Origin of the sequence: Mesorhizobium sp. CA4 (assembly GCF_020165075.1) — a bacterium.
Taxonomy (GTDB): domain Bacteria; phylum Pseudomonadota; class Alphaproteobacteria; order Rhizobiales; family Rhizobiaceae; genus Mesorhizobium.
In genome coordinates, this window is record NZ_JAIUHK010000005.1 from 164,792 (window position 1) to 177,133 (window position 12,342).

Genomic DNA, 12,342 nt, shown 5'->3' on the forward strand with positions numbered 1-12,342 from the left:
GAGGCTTTTTTTGTGTCAGCGTCACATGATCGTGCTCATCATAGGCAGGATTTCATAGCGAAAACCGCGGCCTGCGCGCACTGTCGGGTCGGCATCCGTAAGAGCCTTGACTTCGGCCTCGTCTCTGGCGCGGACAATCCCGAGTCCCCAGGGGCCTGTCGGATCGGCGACAGGACCGAACAGGATCACCGCGCCTTCCTTGAGCTTGCCACGCAGATAGTCGGCATGCGCTGCCATCAGCGCCCGCTCCTCTTCCGTCAAGGTGAAAGCGAAATCCGGACGCGGCGGGATCAGCCGGCAATGAAAGACCGAAAGCGGCTTGGCACCGGTCTCCTTGGCGAGGAAGTCGCCAAGCCAGTCCAGTACCCGCTCCCAGCCCGAGCCGTGATCGCGGCAGGAGTCGTGGCGCTGGCCGAAGCCTTCGTGGCGCAATGTAAGCCGCGTGCCGTTTTCGACCGCCTCCAGCGTATAGCTGACAGTTGTGATGTTGTTGCCGTCCCAGGGCGCCTTCCAGGTCATGACGAGCCGTTGCGGCGGCTCAACCTCGAGATACTCGCCATCGACGTGAAATTCCTGGCCGTCGGAGCCCTTGCCCTCGGAGCGCCAAGCGCCGCCCGGCCGGACATCAGCCACGTGCTTCGTTGTCCGATACATGTTGTCGGCGCCCCACCAGAGGGGGATCTGATCCTCGGCGGTGATGGCACGGAATACGCGCTGCGGCGGCGCTGCAATCGTCACCGTAGCAAGGATGGTGCCTGTGGAAATGTCGGCGATTGCGCGCGGTCTGTCGCTGACGGCCATCAGTCGTTCTCCAGATAGGATTTCAGGTTGCCGAGGCTCTGCTGCCAGAAATCGCGGTAAGGCAGAATCCAGTCCGCGACGTCCTTCAACTCCGCCGGTTCCAGTCGGTAGACACGTTCGCGGCCCTGCCGCCGCTCGGACACCACACTGAGTTCACGCAGGATTCTCAAATGCTTGGAAATGGCAGGCCTGCTCTGGGCGAAGGCGGACGCCAGCTCGTTGACCGGCGCCGGGCCTTTTCGCAGGCGGTCGAGGATGGCGCGCCGCGTTGGATCGGCGATGGCGCGGAAGACGGAACGGTCTTGCTCAGCTTGCGGCATAATGCGTATCCATTCGGTTACATATTATGCCGAACGACGGCTCCGGTCAATTTCTCCTGATTGACGGACGCCGCAGCGTTCCTGATCGGTCGGGGCGGATCAGGATCTCGTTGACGTTGACGCGCGGCGGTTGGCTGACGGCATAGAGGATAGCGTTGGCGATATCCTCGGCGGTCAGTGCTTCCATCGTGGCGAGGCGGTGTTCGAGTCCGGCCTTGGATTGCGCGTTGGTCCGCTAAGGCTTGAAGTCCCCATCAGAGCAGTTGACGCAATTTGCGGACAGGGCTCGCGCTCAATCCTGTTCGTGCGGCCCGGGTTCGGGCCAAGGCTCTCCGGCCGCTTCCGCATACCAGTGAAGCATCGCCGGCGTCGCCAACACCGCGTTGACATAGGCGCGGGTGACGGGCGCCAGTTTGCCGCCATAAGTGTCGAAGCGCGTGACCACAGGCGCATACATGGCATCGGCCGCGGTGAAATGGCCGAACAGGAACGGGCCGCCTTCGCCATATTGCTCGCGGCACTGGCGCCAGATCGCTTCGATCCTGGCCCGCTGCGCCTCGCCCTCGGCATCGAGCGGCTTGTGCGATTTCGGCCGGCGCAGATTCATCGGCCAGCCGTAACGGACCTCGCGGAAGCCGGAGTGCATCTCGGTCGCCACCGAACGCGCCAGCGCTCGGGCGCCGAGCTCTTCCGGCCAGAGCCTTTTTTCTGGATAGAGATCGGCCAGATATTCCAGGATGGCAAGCGTTTCCCAGACGATCCTGCCCCCTCCCTTCGGCAGTTTATGATCCAGGACCGGCACCAGGCCGGTCGGCGAGACCTTGGCGAGGTTGGCGGCGGTCTCCGGCGTGCGCAGGCGCACGAAACCCTCCTCGAATGGTATCTCCAGGTGCTTCATCGCCACCCAGGGCCGCAACGACCAGGAGGAAAAGCACTTGTTGCCGACATAGAGTGTGAATTCAGTCAAGACCGACTCTCCTCATGCAGGTTGCGGCCCAACCTAGCCGCTTCACCTTCGAGCCGAAAGTCACCGGCTTGCGGGCCAAAATCTCTTCGTCCGTTTGGCTGCCGGATGCGGCTCTCGCATCCAGCTCCCATGCAGACCCAGGAGATGCGCGCATAGCGAACAGGGATCAGGTCGCCGGCATCACCAAGCAATGAAGAGCTCGGTCAAGCAGGCGGCCGGCAAGGCCGCCGGCAACCGGCGAACCCAGATCTGAAGCGCCGCCGACAAGCTCGCTGGCAAGGTGCAGAAGACCTGTGGCGACGTGAAGGATAAGGTCCGCAAAGTCTTCCGGTTTTGGTCGCAAGAGGCAGCCACGAGGCGGCCTTTCATGTCTGGAATTGCTTGGCCAAGGCGTTGGTGAAGACGATCTCGCCGTGATCGCCGACCGCCTCCCCCAATACCACATCCATGTTGCCGGCCGTGACCCGCGCCAGGGCGAAGCCCCCTAAATAGGCGGCCTTCGGCTTGACGATATCGAGCCCGTCGCGCTGATAGATCATCGGCACTTCGTGCTGATGACCGTGGAAGACTGCGATGACATTGTAGCCCTTGATTGCGGCCAGCAGCGCCTGACGGTCGGCCTCGCCCCACCAATGCGGACGGCCGGCGCCCTCGTCGTCATAGGTGCGTTTCACCGGGTCCCAGCGCTCGGTTGAGAAAGCGTCCCAGCCATAATGCTGGAACAGGACGACTGGACGACCGTCGCCGGCATAGGTGGCGAGGTCCTGCTTCAGCCAGGGCAGGCTGCTCGGTACGCCGTGCCCGGTGTCCCCGGCGAAGCGGTGCATCTGGATGAGGTGCAAGCCGCCCCAGTCCCAGGAATAGCAGTCGGTGTCGACATCGTATTCGGTTGCCGGCACCGGCGGCTTGAAGAACACGCCCGGGCGATGATTGACCTCGACATAGTCGCGCAATTCGCGGCGATACCACTCGACATGCGGCGGTGAGCCGTTCTGGTCGAGATCGTGATTGCCGAGCCCGACATAGACCGGGATATGGACGCGGTCGGGCCCGATGCCTTCCTGATAGCGCTGGGAGAACTGCAGAAGCTGCGTACCTTCGCTGGGCTCGGTGACCTGGCCGCCGCCGTCGTCGGTGATGTCGCCCCCGGTGACGAGGCCGAGCGGCCTGCCGATGCGGGTGCCGGCCGAATGGAGACCGGTGGAGACGCCGTTGATCTCGGCCGGCCATTTCTTGTCGGCAATCGCATTCAAGGCCGCGACGTTGCGCAGAAGTGCTGCATCGGTCTTGCCTTCCTGCAGGCAGTTCGGGCTGAGTCCGCTCGCCATGCGGCAGGCATGGATATCGGCGATGAAGAGGAAGGTGGCGTCGATCGGCTGGATGCGCTTGCCGGTCTGGCCGAAGGCCGCGCGAGGCAAGGCGCAGGCGGCAGCGAGACCTCCCATCCTGGCGATGAAGATGCGGCGCGAGACGGTTGCTGGCGAAGAGCGATTCATCGTCACCCGATTAAACGCCCTCGACCCGCCTCGTCCAGTTGCCCGGCATCGCGCTGGAGACTTTTCATGCCAAGGCATGAAAAGCTCTTGGGTCGACAGCGCGGCGAGGGTCTGCCATTGCTTTGGAACATGCATCCAGGGGAGGAAGGCCTGAAGACCCTCACAATCGGCATGACGTTCGCTATGCTTGCCGGCGCCGTGCAGGCTGCCGATTGCGTCGACGGCAAATCCGCGAAAGCCGGTTTCGTGCTCGAAAAGCCCGGTATCCGCAGCGAATTCCGCCCAGCGCCCGGCGGCATGGTCGCGGTCACCAACAGATATGAGTCAGACTCACCGCAGACGCAGTATCTCTATGCCGGGCTGATCGAAGTGTTCCGCGACAGCGAGACCGGGCGGCTCTCGACGGTCCCGCTCGGCGACTTGAAGAAGCTGTTCCCGCTGAAGGCGGGCGCCAAGAGCAAGACCGAATTCGTGCGGCTGTCTTCAAAAAAGGCGCCGAATGGCACCGAGATTCTGGCTTTAGTCGTCAAGGGCACGGACATCTATAAGCTCGGCGACTGCAAATACAACGTGCTCGTGGCCGGCGAAACGATCACCGGCGATAATGGCAATGTCATCGACACCTTCATCGCGCTCTATTCGCCCGACCTGCAGGCGGTGCTGGCGCGGCGGTATGATGAGGGGACGAGCGCACAGCGCGAGGTGGGGTTTGAGACGATCAAGCCGTTGAGGGAGTGAGGCGTCATTGTCGTCGACGCGATCTTTCACGCCTCCTCCGCCCCGCAGGCATATTATCCGATCTTTGGCCGTGGCAACACGCGACGCCGCCGCTTCAACCTACCCCGCGATGGCGATAGCTCGAAATTTTCGAACCCTTTCAAACACTCCCGCAACACTCCGGCGTTTTGCGATGCCTTGGCCATCGACATAGCGCCGGAATAGGCGGCCACGGTCAGCGCCGCAAAACGCTCCGGATCGATTGCGCCCTCCCCGCCGTCCAGCTGGTCGGCCCGGATCTTATCAGCGATCGCCTGCCGCCAATCGGCAAAGATCCTGGCCAGCGCCAGGCGGAACTCGTCGTCGGCCAGCGACAGTTCATGCGCCAAGTTGTTGAGCGGGCAGCCGCGCACATAGCCCTGTTGCTCGAGCTCTTCGGCCACGGCCTCGAACACGGCCCGCACGCCTTCGCGAGCCGAGGGCGCCGCCAGCACCGGGTCGATCCAGGTTTCCCGGACCGCTGCCGCTACCCGTTCCTCGATCACCGCCAGCGCCAGCGCTTTCTTGGTCGGGAAATGATGGTGCAGCGCGCCGCCGGTGACGCCGGCCGCCGCCATCAGATCGCCGAGGCTCGACGCGTGATAGCCGCGCGCCTGGAAGGTGTCTTCCGCAACGTCGAGGACGCGTCGGCGCATGCCTTCCGGATCGTTGGTCCGCTTTTTGCGCATGACCATGTCGGTCTCCCCTTTTCCCCTTTGTCGGAGAAGGTACCTGAGCGAAGCGAGGGCGGATAAGGGTGCCCCGGAGATGCCAGCGTCTCGCTCCGCTGGAACACCCCTCATCCGTCTCGGCGCTGCGCGCCGATCCACCTTCTCCCACAAGCGGAGAAGGGGAAAATCACGATAGCAGATTGACAAAACAGGACAACCGGTCTGTTTATAAACAGGACGATCACCCTGTTTTGAGATTCTGGCCATGAACCCACCTTCCCGCCGTGCCTCACCCGTCGTCGAGCTTCGGCAATACACGCTGAAGCCCGGGCAGCGCGAAACGCTGATCGCACTGTTCGACGGGGAGTTCGTCGAAACGCAGGAAGCCACCGGTATGACCGTCATAGGCCAGTTCCGCGATCTCGACCGCCCCGACATGTTCGTCTGGCTGCGCGGCTTCGAGGATATGCAGACAAGGAAGGACGCGCTGAGCGCCTTCTATGGCGGGCCGGTCTGGGCCGCGCATCGCGGTGCCGCCAATTCGACGATGATCGATTCCGACGACGTGCTGTTGCTGAAGCCGGCCTGGCCTGATGCGGCGTTTGATCTCTCAGGGTTGCTTCGGCCGACAGTTGCCGAGGACGAAACTGTGAGCGATCGGAGCCGCTTGTCCGGCTTTGTTGAGATCTCGATTCATCATTTGCAGCCAGGCGCCGAGGCCGGTTTTGCCGAGCGTTTCCAGGCGGCGGCGGTTCCTCAGCTTGCGGCAAAAAGTGCCCGGCTGCTCGGCGCCTTCATCAGCGAGCATGCCGAAAACACGTTTCCGCGTTTGCCTGTGCGTGCCGCCGACAACGTCTTCATCGCAGCCCTCGGTTTCGACGATGGCGACGTCCATGCGGGCTATCGGGCCGCCCTCGCCGCTTCGCCGGCATGGCAAGCGGTTCGTGAAACCATGCAAGCTGTTTCGATGAAACCGGCAGAGACGTTGCGCTTGACGCCGACGACCCGGTCGCTGTTGAGATAGTCAGCCGCTCGGCAACATGCCCGCTATGGCCTTGGCGACAAAGGCAGGGTCTTCCCAATGCGGGTTGTGGCCGCAGTCCTGCGCCCACACCAGATGGGATCCGGAAAGCGCCTGGGCCATCGACTGCTGGTGCCCTTCGCCGAAAAGCGGATCGAGCCCGCCGGCGATGATCAGCGTCGGCGCTTGCACGGCCCGTGCCGCGGCGGTCAGATCGGTGCGGCGGATTTCTTCGAGGATGGCGTGCCAGCGCGCTGCGGGAATCGCGGACGCGTCTTGCGCGAGGCCGGCGAGAAAAGCCCGCGGCACGCCCGGTCCGCAGGCATGCCACCACTCATAGAACGGATCCGATGGCGAGATCGGATCGCGCAAGGCGGCGACGCCGTCGACCAGCGGGTGACCCGGTTCGAAATCGGGCTTCAGCGTGCCGGCCAGGATCACCAACCCGCCGATCCTTTCCGGATGCCGCGCGGCGAGTGCAATGGACACCATGCCGCCCAGCGAATGCCCAACGACGATCGGCCGGCTCAGCTGCAGGCGCTGCATCAGCCCGGCAATGTCGCCGGCGAAATCGGCGACGCCGCAGCCCTCGCTCGCCTGCGAGGCGCCGTGGCCACGCAAGTCCGGCACGATCAGCCGGCGGCCCGAGAGATGCGGTGCCAGCAGCGAAAAGCTGCGGCTGGTGTCGGTGAAGCCGTGAATCAGGAGCAGCGGCGGCTCCGCACCGGCGATCTCGACATAGGCTAGGTCGAGGCCGCCGACATCGATGATCCGCTTGCGCCCGGCCCGGGCGGCCTGTCCGGCCTCCTGGTCACGAAGGTCCAATTGCGCCAGCCTCACAGTCCGAGCTTTTCCTTGACCGCGGCTAGGCCGGGTTTGCCGTCGAAAGTGGTGACGCCGGCGAGCCACGCGTCGAGGCGATCCTTGTGCAAGGTGATCGACTTCAGCGCCCCATCCTCCGGCTTCATCCCGTCGTTGATGAGGTAACCCATGCCGACATTTTCCATGTCGATGTCAAAGGCGAGATTCTTCAGGAACTGCGCCACGTTCGGGCACTCCAGCAGATATCCCTTGCGCACCTGGGTGGTCACGGTGGCGGCGCCGAAATTCGGGCCGAAGAACTTGTCGCCGCCGGTCAGGTACTTGAAGTCGTACATCGTGTTCATCGGATGCGGCGCCCAGCCCTGGAACACGATGAACTGCTTCTCCTTGATCTCGTAGCCGACTTCCGAGAGCATGCCGGCTTCGCTCGACTCTACCACCTGCCAGCCGCCGAGCCCGTATTGCGGGTCAGCTATGGCGTCCATCATGAGCTGGTTCGAGCCGGGCTCGATGCCGTACATCTTCTTGCCGAACTTGTCGGCGAATTTGTGCAGGTCGGACAGGTCCTTGACGCCGGCATCCCAGACATAGGTCGGCACGGCGAAGGTGTATTTGGCGCCAACCAGATTGACGCGCACATTCTCGATCGAGCCGTCTTTTTTGTAGGGCTCGTAATAGGTGACCATGGCTGGGTCCCAGTAGCCCAGGAACAGGTCGAGGTCTTTGTTCTTCATCCCCTCGTAGATGACGTTGATGCCGAGCACCTCGCTCTGCGGCTCGTAGCCGAGCGCCTGGAGCAGTACCTTGGCCACGCCGGTGGTGAAGGCGAGATCGTTCCAGCCGGGCTCGGCCATGCGGACAGTCTTGCAGCCGTCAGCCTCGGCGGCCCGGGCCGCCGGGGAAGCCATAATCAACGCCGCGACACAGACGCCATTCGCAAGCATGCGCAACATAATTCCGGTTCTCCTCATTGACCTTTCGGTCTATTTATTGTCCCATTGGTCAATGATTGATCTGGACGGACGAAAATGTCAACGTTGATTCGTCATGCAGGGATCGATCCGGTGAAACTCACGCGCCTCAGCGACATTCGCCGCAGGGAGTTGCGGCAGGCGGCCTTCACTGTTCTGGAGCGCGAAGGCATCGCCGGCGCGACGCTGGAAAAGGTGGCGGCCCAGGCCGGCGCCTCGAAGGGCATCGTGCTGCATTATTTCCGCAACAAGCAGGAGCTGTTCGAGCACGCTATGCGCGAGGCCAATGCCGTGCTCTGTCACGCCGTCGTCGCCCGGCTTCAGCGGGCGCGGACGCCAATGGAGCGGGTGGACGCCGTGATCGAGGGCAATTTCGAGGAGCACCTGTTCCTGCCGCCGCTCTGCCACGCCTGGCTGTCGCTCTGCGCCGAGGTGCCGCGCGACGAGAAGCTGGCGCGCATCCAGAAGGTCATCCACGCCCGCATGCGCTCGAACCTCTTGTCCGGCCTGCGCGGCCTCGCTTCGGCGGAAGTGGCCGACGAGATCGTGCTCGGCGTCACCGCCTTGATCGACGGACTGTGGCTCAGGCTTGGCCTGCAGCCAGGCAGCGTCACGCGCGAGCAGGCCGTGCGCCAGGTCAAGGATTTCGTCGCGGGGCGGCTGGCGCTGCGCCAGTCCGCGCCGGTCGGGCTAGCTTCGGCCGGATAAAGTTCATACCCGGCGACAGCTCCCGCGCTTGACCGCCCGCGTTGCCGGCGCTGCATTTTCGCTTCAACGGCGGCTATATCGCCGGATGAGCACTCGCGGTACCGTCCCAGTCCTTGAACCCGAGCTTTCCCACCTCATCGAGTATCTGCTCGCGGATCCAGCGATGCGGTGGCTCATCGTCGCGGCGCGCGTGCCAGTACATTCTGACGGCCGGCGACGGGATCGAGATCGGTGCTCGATAGATACCAATCGGCAAGGATTTTGCAGCTTGAACCGCGAACTGCGTTGGAACGGCCGCCAGATAGGGCCCGCTCGCCGCCGCCAGCGCAACGGCCTGGAAATGCGGCAAGGCAAGCGTGACGCGGCGCGCCCGGCCCATTCTGCCCAACGCATCGTCGGTGAAACCCGACATCGAGCCATCGATGGAGCGCAGCGCGTGCGGCAGGGCACAAAAGAGGTCTATCGGCACCTCTTCGCCCTCGGCGATGCCCGCCTGGCCGAGAGCGGCATTGTCTTTCGCCGCGATGACGGCGAAGGGCGAGCCGAACAGCGCCACGCTCGATACCCACTCCGCGACCTCCAGCGGGCGCTCCAGCGCGAGGTCGATCCGATCCTCCTGCAGCAGCTTCGAGACGTCACCTATAGCACTGTCGAGGAAGCGGAACGAGACACCAGGCGCCACCGCCGCGATGCGAGCGGCAAAGGGCGGCATCAGGAGCATGGAGAAGAAATCGGCGCCCATGAAGGTGAAGGTTCGTTCCAACCTTGCCGGATCGAAATCGGTCGCGGGCTGAAAGGCGCGCTCGATCTCGCGCAGCGCTGCGCGCACCGGCTCCGCCAGGCTTTCGGCGCGCGGTGTCGGCACCATGTCGTTGCCGCGCCGCACGAAGAGCTGGTCGTTCAACGCATGGCGCAGTCGGTTGAGCGCCGCACTCACTGCAGGCTGGCTGAGGCCGATCTGCTCGCCCGCGCGCGTCACGCTTTTCTCGCGCAGGAGCGCGTCTAGCACTCTCACCAAATTGAGGTCGAGCGCGTTCAAATTCATCGCGTCAATCCGCCCCATACGATCATTCGATTTCCATCACCGGCTCGTCCTTGCTTAGGTCACCGTCGAAAAGGAGAGCAATGATGACAATGATCAACGCGACGATCGCAGGCAAGGAACTCCTCTGGTTCAACAACACGCTCGTCACCATCCGGGTTTCGTCGGCCGATGGCGAGGACGGCATCTGTGTCATCGAACACCGCCAGCCCTACGGCGATTCCGTACCGCTGCACGTGCATTACAATGAGGACGAGGTGTTTCACATCCTCGAAGGCCGGATACGTTTCGTCCTTGACGGCCGCGAGCGGATTGCCGACGCTGGCGAAACGGTGCTCGCGCCAAAAGGCCTGCCGCACACTTACCGGGTGGAGTCTCCGGAAGGCGCGCGCACGCTCACAGTGACGCGCGGTTCGGACTTCGAGACGATGGTGCGAAAGGCTGGCCGCCCGGCCGAACAGCCGGACCTGCCGCCGGCGGCGGTGCCGACGCCAGAGATGATTGAGGCGCTGACGAGACTGTGCGCCGAGAACGGCATCGACATTGTCGGGCCGCCGATGGGGTGAGCTTCCCTTCAACCGATTTGCATCTTTCCCGCCCTCAATCTCCGCTTGATGCCGTTTGTCCAACGCGATACGCCGTTGCCCAAATCGACAGACCGGAGAGTTCCCCGTGAGCGCTGAAAAGACCAGAACCGAAACCGATACGTTCGGCCCTGTAGAGGTGGCGGCCGACCGCTATTGGGGCGCGCAGGCGCAGCGTTCGCTGGGCAATTTCAAGATCGGCTGGGAAAAACAGCCGGCTTCTATCGTGCGCGCGCTCGGCATCGTCAAGCGCGCCGCCGCCGAAGTGAACATGGAGATGAAACGGCTCGATCCGGTCATCGGCAAAGCGATCGTCGAGGCGGCGCAGGAAGTGATCGACGGCAAGCTTAACGATCATTTCCCGCTGGTGGTTTGGCAGACGGGCTCGGGCACGCAGTCCAACATGAATGCCAACGAGGTGATCTCCAACCGGGCGATCGAGATGCTCGGCGGGGTGATGGGCTCGAAGAAGCCGGTGCACCCGAACGACCACGTCAATATGAGCCAGTCGTCCAACGACACCTATCCGACGGCCATGCATATCGCCTGCGCCGAGCGGGTCGCGCATCACCTGATCCCTGCCCTGCACCACCTGCACAAGGCGCTCGACGCCAAGGCCCGCGCCTTCAACCACATCATCAAGATTGGCCGCACGCATACGCAGGACGCCACGCCGCTGACGCTCGGCCAGGAATTTTCCGGCTATGCCGCGCAGGTCGCCTCGTCGATCAAGCGCATCGAGCTGACGCTGCCCGGCCTGCAGGAACTAGCCCAAGGGGGCACCGCCGTCGGCACGGGCCTCAACGCGCCGGTCGGCTTCGCGGAAAAGGTGGCGGACCGCATCGCCGCCATCACCGGCATCGCCTTCGTCACCGCGCCGAACAAGTTCGAGGCGCTCGCTGCGCACGATTCCATGGTGTTCTCGCATGGGGCGATCAACGCGGCGGCCGCGGCGCTGTTCAAGATCGCCAACGACATCCGCCTGCTCGGCTCCGGCCCGCGCTCGGGCCTCGGCGAGCTCTCGCTGCCGGAAAACGAGCCGGGCTCCTCGATCATGCCCGGCAAGGTCAACCCGACCCAGTGCGAGGCGCTGACGCAGGTCTGCGTGCAGGTGTTCGGCAACAATGCAGCACTTGGCTTCGCCGGCAGCCAGGGCCATTTCGAGCTCAATGTCTACAACCCGCTGATGGCCTATAATTTCCTGCAGTCGGTGCAGCTGCTTGCCGATGCTTCCGTTTCCTTCACAGACAATTGCGTGGTCGGCATCGAGGCGCGCGAGGACAACATCAAGGCCGCGCTGGAGCGTTCGCTGATGCTGGTGACGGCGCTGGCCCCCACCATCGGCTACGACAACGCCGCCAAGATCGCCAAGACCGCGCACAAGAACGGCACGACTTTGCGCGAGGAGGCTTTGGCCACCGGGCTGGTCAGCGAAGCCGATTACGATCGGCTGGTGCGGCCCGAGGATATGACGCATCCGGGCTGACGATTGCGTCTCTTCTTAGGACGAAGCGGACGAGCCATTTTGCAGTGGGAGAATTTGCTCCCACTGCCGATTCTCGCGACATGAATTTCGCGCCCGCCACGTGATCTAAGAATGAAGATTCTGTGAACAATGTGTCGCCACATAGGCGGCTTCTGGTGAACAGTCTCTATCGTTTATCTGACGGACCATTCAACCCGTTCGGAGAACCGCCATGTCCATCAACTCTTCCGTCGCCGGCAACGGCGCAACATCCAGCTCCACGACGATCCTCCTGGGTCGTATCCTGCTCGCCGTCATCTTCCTGCTTTCCGGCTTCGGCAAGCTCACAGCCATTTCCGGCACCGCCGGCTATTTCGGCGCTCTCGGCCTGCCGGTGCCGACAGTAACCGCCGTCGTTGTTGGGTTGATCGAGCTGCTTGGCGGCCTTGCGATTCTCGTCGGCTTCCAAACCCGGACCGCTGCCTGGGTGCTCGCCATCTTCACGATCGCCACCGGGCTGGTCGCTCACACCGGCTGGGCCGACCAGATGCAGATGATCCAGTTCCTCAAGAACCTCGCCATCACCGGCGGCTTCATCCTGCTCGCCTCCTCCGGCGCCGGCGCCTACTCGATCGACGCCAAGCGGGGCTGATCTTTTTCCTCCCATACTGAAGCATTCCTCCCAAATTGAAACGAACGCGGTGCGGAATTTTCCGCA

The 12,342-nt window shown here is 63.4% G+C and carries 15 protein-coding genes and 1 pseudogene; 7 read left to right on the forward strand and 9 right to left on the reverse strand.

The window, feature by feature from the left end; translation table 11 throughout:
• Positions 1-21: 21 nt before the first annotated feature.
• The 4 genes from LB528_RS06325 to LB528_RS06340 form a co-directional block, all read right to left on the reverse strand.
• Positions 22-801: an SRPBCC domain-containing protein gene (locus LB528_RS06325; protein ID WP_224714233.1), complete on the reverse strand. Its 780-nt coding sequence runs from the start codon at positions 799-801 to the stop codon at positions 22-24.
• Positions 801-1,121, reverse strand: a complete 321-nt coding sequence (locus tag LB528_RS06330; RefSeq protein ID WP_224516156.1) for an ArsR/SmtB family transcription factor — start codon at positions 1,119-1,121, stop codon at positions 801-803. Before LB528_RS06330 ends, LB528_RS06325 begins: the two co-directional genes overlap by 1 nt.
• Positions 1,122-1,167: 46 nt before the next feature.
• Positions 1,168-1,308 carry a hypothetical protein gene (locus LB528_RS06335; protein ID WP_224714234.1) on the reverse strand — a complete coding sequence of 47 codons (141 nt, stop codon included), beginning with the start codon at positions 1,306-1,308 and terminating at the stop codon, positions 1,168-1,170.
• 105 nt (positions 1,309-1,413) lie between these two features.
• Positions 1,414-2,088: a glutathione S-transferase family protein gene (locus LB528_RS06340; protein WP_224714235.1), complete on the reverse strand. Its 675-nt coding sequence runs from the start codon at positions 2,086-2,088 to the stop codon at positions 1,414-1,416.
• Positions 2,089-2,240: 152 nt separating this feature from the next.
• Between LB528_RS06340 and LB528_RS30390 the strand changes: the two are divergent.
• Positions 2,241-2,416: pseudogene (locus LB528_RS30390) on the forward strand (CsbD family protein); the annotation flags it as partial.
• 37 nt (positions 2,417-2,453) lie between these two features.
• Here LB528_RS30390 and LB528_RS06345 read toward each other — a convergent pair.
• Positions 2,454-3,584 carry a metallophosphoesterase gene (locus tag LB528_RS06345; RefSeq protein WP_224714236.1) on the reverse strand — a complete coding sequence of 377 codons (1,131 nt, stop codon included), beginning with the start codon at positions 3,582-3,584 and terminating at the stop codon, positions 2,454-2,456.
• 66 nt (positions 3,585-3,650) lie between these two features.
• On the opposite strand from LB528_RS06345, the gene LB528_RS06350 reads away from it, so the two are divergent.
• Positions 3,651-4,322, forward strand: coding sequence for a hypothetical protein (locus LB528_RS06350; RefSeq protein ID WP_224714237.1), 672 nt, complete (start codon positions 3,651-3,653; stop codon positions 4,320-4,322).
• 53 nt (positions 4,323-4,375) lie between these two features.
• Here LB528_RS06350 and LB528_RS06355 read toward each other — a convergent pair whose 3' ends face one another.
• Positions 4,376-4,996, reverse strand: a complete 621-nt coding sequence (locus LB528_RS06355) for a TetR/AcrR family transcriptional regulator (RefSeq protein ID WP_224516165.1) — start codon at positions 4,994-4,996, stop codon at positions 4,376-4,378.
• Positions 4,997-5,276: 280 nt separating this feature from the next.
• Here LB528_RS06355 and LB528_RS06360 point away from each other — a divergent pair, with 280 nt between their 5' ends.
• Positions 5,277-6,035, forward strand: coding sequence for an NIPSNAP family protein (locus tag LB528_RS06360; protein ID WP_224714238.1), 759 nt, complete (start codon positions 5,277-5,279; stop codon positions 6,033-6,035).
• On the opposite strand, the gene LB528_RS06365 is transcribed toward LB528_RS06360, so the two are convergent.
• The gene (locus tag LB528_RS06365) at positions 6,036-6,857 is read right to left on the reverse strand and encodes an alpha/beta fold hydrolase (RefSeq protein ID WP_224714239.1); all 822 of its coding nucleotides are present in this window, start codon (positions 6,855-6,857) and stop codon (positions 6,036-6,038) included.
• 11 nt (positions 6,858-6,868) lie between these two features.
• A complete protein-coding gene (gene choX, locus LB528_RS06370) occupies positions 6,869-7,807 on the reverse strand; it encodes a choline ABC transporter substrate-binding protein (RefSeq protein WP_224516150.1) in 939 nt (312 codons plus the stop codon).
• Between the two features lie 75 nt (positions 7,808-7,882).
• Here choX and betI point away from each other — a divergent pair, with 75 nt between their 5' ends.
• Entirely contained in the window at positions 7,883-8,533 is a 651-nt protein-coding gene (gene betI / locus LB528_RS06375) for a choline-responsive transcriptional repressor BetI (protein ID WP_224714240.1), read from the forward strand.
• Positions 8,534-8,606: 73 nt separating this feature from the next.
• Here the strand turns inward: betI and LB528_RS06380 are convergent, their stop codons facing one another.
• A complete protein-coding gene (locus tag LB528_RS06380) occupies positions 8,607-9,578 on the reverse strand; it encodes a LysR family transcriptional regulator (RefSeq protein WP_224714241.1) in 972 nt (323 codons plus the stop codon).
• An 83-nt stretch (positions 9,579-9,661) separates the two neighbouring features.
• Between LB528_RS06380 and LB528_RS06385 the strand changes: the two genes are divergently transcribed.
• The 3 genes from LB528_RS06385 (at position 9,662) to LB528_RS06395 (ending at position 12,276) form a co-directional block, all read left to right on the forward strand.
• Entirely contained in the window at positions 9,662-10,141 is a 480-nt protein-coding gene (locus tag LB528_RS06385; protein WP_224714242.1) for a cupin domain-containing protein, read from the forward strand.
• A 106-nt stretch (positions 10,142-10,247) separates the two neighbouring features.
• Positions 10,248-11,645: a class II fumarate hydratase gene (gene fumC, locus LB528_RS06390; RefSeq protein WP_224714243.1), complete on the forward strand. Its 1,398-nt coding sequence runs from the start codon at positions 10,248-10,250 to the stop codon at positions 11,643-11,645.
• Between the two features lie 211 nt (positions 11,646-11,856).
• Entirely contained in the window at positions 11,857-12,276 is a 420-nt protein-coding gene (locus LB528_RS06395) for a DoxX family protein (RefSeq protein ID WP_224714244.1), read from the forward strand.
• Positions 12,277-12,342 lie beyond the last annotated feature (66 nt).

What these genes read in the sequence shown, in the direction of transcription:
- LB528_RS06325 (WP_224714233.1), bottom strand. Translation starts at nt 801, where the DNA reads ATGGCCGTCAGCGACAGACCGCGCGCAATCGCCGACATTTCCACAGGC.
- LB528_RS06330 (WP_224516156.1), bottom strand. Translation starts at nt 1,121, where the DNA reads ATGCCGCAAGCTGAGCAAGACCGTTCCGTCTTCCGCGCCATCGCCGAT.
- LB528_RS06335 (WP_224714234.1), bottom strand. Translation starts at nt 1,308, where the DNA reads ATGGAAGCACTGACCGCCGAGGATATCGCCAACGCTATCCTCTATGCC.
- LB528_RS06345 (WP_224714236.1), bottom strand. Translation starts at nt 3,584, where the DNA reads ATGAATCGCTCTTCGCCAGCAACCGTCTCGCGCCGCATCTTCATCGCC.
- LB528_RS06350 (WP_224714237.1), top strand. Translation starts at nt 3,651, where the DNA reads ATGCCAAGGCATGAAAAGCTCTTGGGTCGACAGCGCGGCGAGGGTCTG.
- LB528_RS06355 (WP_224516165.1), bottom strand. Translation starts at nt 4,996, where the DNA reads ATGCGCCGACGCGTCCTCGACGTTGCGGAAGACACCTTCCAGGCGCGC.
- LB528_RS06360 (WP_224714238.1), top strand. Translation starts at nt 5,277, where the DNA reads ATGAACCCACCTTCCCGCCGTGCCTCACCCGTCGTCGAGCTTCGGCAA.
- choX (WP_224516150.1), bottom strand. Translation starts at nt 7,807, where the DNA reads ATGTTGCGCATGCTTGCGAATGGCGTCTGTGTCGCGGCGTTGATTATG.
- betI (WP_224714240.1), top strand. Translation starts at nt 7,883, where the DNA reads ATGTCAACGTTGATTCGTCATGCAGGGATCGATCCGGTGAAACTCACG.
- LB528_RS06380 (WP_224714241.1), bottom strand. Translation starts at nt 9,578, where the DNA reads ATGAATTTGAACGCGCTCGACCTCAATTTGGTGAGAGTGCTAGACGCG.
- LB528_RS06385 (WP_224714242.1), top strand. Translation starts at nt 9,662, where the DNA reads ATGACAATGATCAACGCGACGATCGCAGGCAAGGAACTCCTCTGGTTC.
- LB528_RS06395 (WP_224714244.1), top strand. Translation starts at nt 11,857, where the DNA reads ATGTCCATCAACTCTTCCGTCGCCGGCAACGGCGCAACATCCAGCTCC.